Raw genomic sequence first — 4,471 nt, 5'->3', positions numbered from 1 at the left:
CGACCCAGCCACCCGGCACCGCGCCGGGAGGCGGCTCGGGGGCGGGTCGCGGGCGGGCGGCCGTCCGCGCGGTCGGTGAGATCCTCATCACGCTCGGCCTGGTCGTGCTGCTGTTCGTGGTCTACGAGCTGTACGTGACCAATCTGATGTCCGCCCAGCTCCAGCGCGAGGCGAGCGCGGAGCTCGAACAGCGCTGGTCGCGGGAGCGCGAGGTCGACGCCGCACCGATCGAGGGCGAGGCCTTCGCCCGCATCCGCATCCCGTCCTTCGGGGTGGACTGGGGCTTCACCGTCCAGCAGGGGGTGGACGCCGAGACGCTGGAGACCGGCCCCGGCCACTATCCCGACAGCGCGATGCCCGGGGAACCCGGCAACGTCGCCGTGGCCGGGCACCGCGTCGGCAAGGGAGCGCCGTTCAACGACCTCGACCTGCTCGAATCCTGCGATCCCGTGGTGATCGAGACGGCGAAGCACTTCTTCGTCTACCGCGTCCTGCCTCTCGCCGACGAGGTCGAAGGCTGGTCCTCCGGCCGGGGCGCCGACCCCCGCTGTGCGGACGTGCGACCGCTCGCCACGCATCACGAGGGCTATGCCGACACGGTGGGGCGCGTCATCGTCCTGCCGCACCGGGGTGACGCCGTCGCGCCGGTGCCGTACCGGCAGGCCGGTGCCGTGCCGGAGGAGGCGCGGGTACCGCTGCTCACGCTGACCACCTGCCACCCGCGGTTCTCCGACCGGGAACGCATGATCATTCATTCCGTGCTCACGCACCGGTACGAGAAGGGGCCGGACGCGAGCTACGAGCGGTTGCTGTCCGAGATCGGGGAGATGTGATGTACGGCTGGATCTGGCGGCACCTGCCCGGACCGCTGCCCGTGCGGATCGGCCTCGCTTCAGCGCTGACCCTCGGCGTGGTCGCGCTGCTGATGTTCGTCGTGTTCCCGTGGGCCGAGCCGTTGCTGCCGTTCAACGACGTCGCGGTCGACGGCGAGTGAGCGGGCCCGCCGGGCCGCTGACGTAGGCTGTCCGGTATGCGCGTACTCGTCGTCGACAACTACGACAGCTTCGTCTACAACCTGGTGCAGTACCTGGCCCAGCTCGGGGCCGACTGCACGGTGTGGCGCAACGACGTCGTGGACCTCGACCGGATCGCCGAGTTCGACGGCGTGCTCGTCTCGCCCGGTCCGTCGACGCCGGAGCGCGCGGGCCGCAGCATCGGTACCGTGCGCCGCGCGGCCTCCGAGGAGGTGCCCGTCCTCGGCGTCTGCCTCGGCCACCAGGCGATCGGGGTGGCGTGGGGCGCGACCGTGGACCGCGCGCACGAGCTGCTGCACGGCAAGACGAGCAAGGTCCAGCACGACGGCGGCGGGGTGCTCGCCGGGCTCCCGAATCCGTTCACCGCCACCCGATATCACTCGCTGACGGTGCTGGCCGACACCGTGCCCGCCGAGTTCGACGTCACCGGCCGCACGGCCTCCGGCGTCGTGATGGGCATGCGGCACCGCGACCTCCCGGTCGAGGGCGTGCAGTTCCATCCCGAGTCGGTGCTCACCGAGGGAGGGCACCGGATGCTGGCCAACTGGATGGCTTCGGCCGGGCACCCGGTGCCGGACACGCTCGTCGACGAACTGGAACGGGCCACCCGCGATCTCCAGCGCTCCGCGGGCGCGGTCGCCTAGACCCCGGCGAGAACGCAGAGCGGACGCGCGGCGCTGAGGCGCCCCGCCGCAGGGCCTTCCCCGGCACTGGTCAGCCCCACCCGGCGCCGCCGGTCGCGCCGCCGAGTGGGGTCGTCCGGTCAGTTGTCGCCGCCAACGCCCGGTCCCGGGAACAGCCCGCCACCGTCGTCCTCGGTTTCGGAGGTCTCGGTCGAGCCGTCCTCGTCCTCGCCGATGTAGAGCACGATCGACTGGTTCTTCGCCATGGAGCTGCCCGGTGCCGGGTTGGTGTTGGTCACCGTGCCCACGTCGTCGGAGTCGGACACCTGCTCGGTCTCCACCGTGTGCGAACCCGTCCAGCCCGCGTTCTTCAGGGCGGCCACCGCGTCCTGCTCGCTCATGCCGGTGACGTCCGGGACCTGGATCTGCGCCTGTGCGCCGTTCGACACCTCGAGCCGGACCTCGCTGCCCTTGGTCACCCGGCCACCGTTGGGTTCCTGGTTGACCACCGTGCCCTTGGGTTCCTCGTGGTCGACGTCCTCCCGCTTCACCTCGAGCCCGAGTTCGCTCAGCGTCGACCGGGCCTCCTCGAAGGGCTTGCCCGTCATGTTGGGGACCTGGACCTCCTCGGGCTGGACGCCGACGGTGATGCTCACCGACTGGCCCTGCTCGATCATCGCGCCCGCACCAGGGTCCTGTTCGACGACCTTGCCGTAGTCGCTCTCGTCCTCGGCCTCGCGTTCTCCGATGTTCGGGTCGAGCACCAGGTTCGCGTCGCGCAGCGCGCGTTCGGCCTCCTCGCGCGTCATGTCGGCGAGCTGCGGCACCTCGACCTTGTCCGGGCGCACACCGATGTGGAGCGTGATCTGCCGGTCCACAGCCAGTTGCTGGCGCGCCCCTGGCTCGGTCTCGAAGACCCGGCCGTAGTCGTCCGGACCGCACGGGGCCTCGCCCTCCGGTGCGTTGGCCAGGCAGGTGTGGGTGCGTTCGAGGAAGTTGGTGAAGCCGCTCTCCTGCAACGTTTCCTTCGCCCGCGCGGTCTCCATGCCCGTGACGTCGGGCACGGGCAGCGTCTCGGCCTCACCCTGGTTCGACGAGCCGAGAATCCAGCTCACGAACGCGATGAGGCCCAGACCGACCAGCGTGAGCACGACGGCGGTGAGGCGGCGGTTACGGCGCCTGCGCCGGGCGTCGTCCTCGCTTTCGTAGTCGCCCGGGTCGTAGGCGTCGAAGCGGTCCTGTGACGACGACCCGAGTACCTGGGTGCCCTCCTCCTCGGGCAGCACCATCGGGGCGGCGGGGCGCTGTCCGGACAACGTGCGCACGAGGTCCGACCGCATCTCGGCCGCCGACTGGTAGCGGTTGTCCGTACCCTTCGCCAGCGCCGTGAGCACGACCGCGTCCAGCTCCGGCGAGACTTCCGGGTTGGACACCGACGGCGGTTCCGGCTGCTCACGAACGTGCTGGTAGGCCACCGCCACGGGCGAGTCCCCCGTGAACGGCGGGTCCCCGGTGATCAGCTCGTAGAGCACGCACCCCGCGGAGTAGACGTCGCTGCGCGCGTCCACCGTCTCGCCGCGTGCCTGTTCGGGGGAGAGGTACTGGGCGGTGCCGATCACGGCCGCCGTCTGCGTCATCGCGGCCTGCCCGTCGTGCACGGCGCGGGCGATGCCGAAGTCCATCACCTTCACCGCACCGTTGCGGGTGATCATCACGTTGGCCGGTTTGACGTCGCGGTGGACGATGCCGTGCCGGTGGGAGAAGTCCAGCGCCGCGCAGACGTCGGCCATGACCTCCATGGCCCGCTTCTCCGGCATCGGGCCCTCGGATTTGACGATGTCGCGCAGGGTCCTGCCCTCGACGTACTCCATGACGATGTAGGGCAGGGGGCCGTACTCGGTGTCGGCTTCACCGGTGTCGTACACGGCGACGATCGCGGGGTGGTTCAGCGCCGCCGCGTTCTGCGCCTCGCGGCGGAAGCGCTCCTGGAACTGCGGGTCGCGGGCGAGGTCGGCACGCAGGATCTTCACGGCGACTTCCCGGCCGAGCCGGATGTCGTGGCCGTGGTGAACCTCGGACATGCCGCCGTAGCCGAGTGTGTCACCCAGTTCGTAGCGGTTTGAGAGCAGTCGGGGTGCGCTCATTGCCTGGTGCCGTCCCATTCACTCGGTTCTTCTCACGCCCGGTCCCGCGACCGTGTGCGTGCGTCGCCTCTGCCGTTCGGGCAGCGGCCTCGCCCGCGGTGCCCCCGCGGTCGGTGCGCTCGTCATGCCGTCTCACCCACCCCCGCCGGGTACACCGGGAGACCGCCCGCCGGTGGTCGGCCAGGTGTCCCCGAGCGGCGGCGTGTCGCCGTTGCCGCCGGGAGAGCCGCCGTCACCGTCCGCGCCGACCATCGTCACGAGCACCACGGTCACGACCGTGAGCAGCAGGACGCAGGCCAGCACGAGTAGTGTCCACGCCGCGGGGGACAGCCGCTTCGGGGGCGCGCCTCCGGGCGCCGCGCCCTGACCGGGCGCCGCGACCGGGTGCATCGAGGGGTGCGATCCCGGCCCCACCGGTCCGTGTCCCGCACCGGAGACGAGCGGCGCGGATCCGGTTCCGGAACCCGCCGGAACCGAGGAGCCCGCCTGCGCGCTCACGGTGCCGGTGCCGACCGTACCGGAATCACCGGGTGGGCCGGTCCGAGCAGGCTGTTGTCCCTGCCCCGGGGGGACCGCCCCCGGCGGAACCGGGTGGGTCAGATAGCCCGCGGCCGCGAGCCTCGCGGGTGCCGGGAGAGGCCCGCCCGCCCGCACCGCCGCCACCGCGTGC

The 4,471-nt window shown here is 71.6% G+C and carries 4 protein-coding genes and 1 pseudogene; 3 read left to right on the top strand and 2 right to left on the bottom strand.

The features are described from left to right. The 3 genes from SACSA_RS21320 to SACSA_RS0103690 all read left to right on the top strand — a co-directional run. A partial coding sequence (locus tag SACSA_RS21320; protein WP_019813615.1) for a class E sortase occupies positions 1-833 on the top strand: 833 nt, incomplete at its 5' end. After that, a complete protein-coding gene (locus SACSA_RS25650; RefSeq protein ID WP_019813613.1) occupies positions 833-994 on the top strand; it encodes a hypothetical protein in 162 nt (53 codons plus the stop codon). The genes SACSA_RS21320 and SACSA_RS25650, both read left to right, overlap by 1 nt. A 36-nt stretch (positions 995-1,030) precedes the next feature. Further along, a complete protein-coding gene (locus tag SACSA_RS0103690) occupies positions 1,031-1,678 on the top strand; it encodes an aminodeoxychorismate/anthranilate synthase component II (protein ID WP_019813612.1) in 648 nt (215 codons plus the stop codon). Positions 1,679-1,797: 119 nt separating this feature from the next. Here SACSA_RS0103690 and pknB read toward each other — a convergent pair whose 3' ends face one another. Then, positions 1,798-3,801 (bottom strand): Stk1 family PASTA domain-containing Ser/Thr kinase, encoded by a 2,004-nt coding sequence (gene pknB, locus SACSA_RS0103685; RefSeq protein ID WP_019813610.1) that lies wholly within the window; start codon positions 3,799-3,801, stop codon positions 1,798-1,800. A 132-nt stretch (positions 3,802-3,933) separates the two neighbouring features. Then, positions 3,934-4,471: pseudogene (locus tag SACSA_RS26580) on the bottom strand (hypothetical protein); the annotation flags it as partial.

Source organism: Saccharomonospora saliphila YIM 90502, from assembly GCF_000383795.1.
Classification (GTDB): Bacteria; Actinomycetota; Actinomycetes; order Mycobacteriales; family Pseudonocardiaceae; genus Saccharomonospora; species Saccharomonospora saliphila.
This window is presented reverse-complemented; position numbering and strand designations above follow the sequence as displayed.

What these genes read in the sequence shown, in the direction of transcription:
- SACSA_RS25650 (WP_019813613.1), top strand. Translation starts at nt 833, where the DNA reads ATGTACGGCTGGATCTGGCGGCACCTGCCCGGACCGCTGCCCGTGCGG.
- SACSA_RS0103690 (WP_019813612.1), top strand. Translation starts at nt 1,031, where the DNA reads ATGCGCGTACTCGTCGTCGACAACTACGACAGCTTCGTCTACAACCTG.
- pknB (WP_019813610.1), bottom strand. Translation starts at nt 3,801, where the DNA reads ATGAGCGCACCCCGACTGCTCTCAAACCGCTACGAACTGGGTGACACA.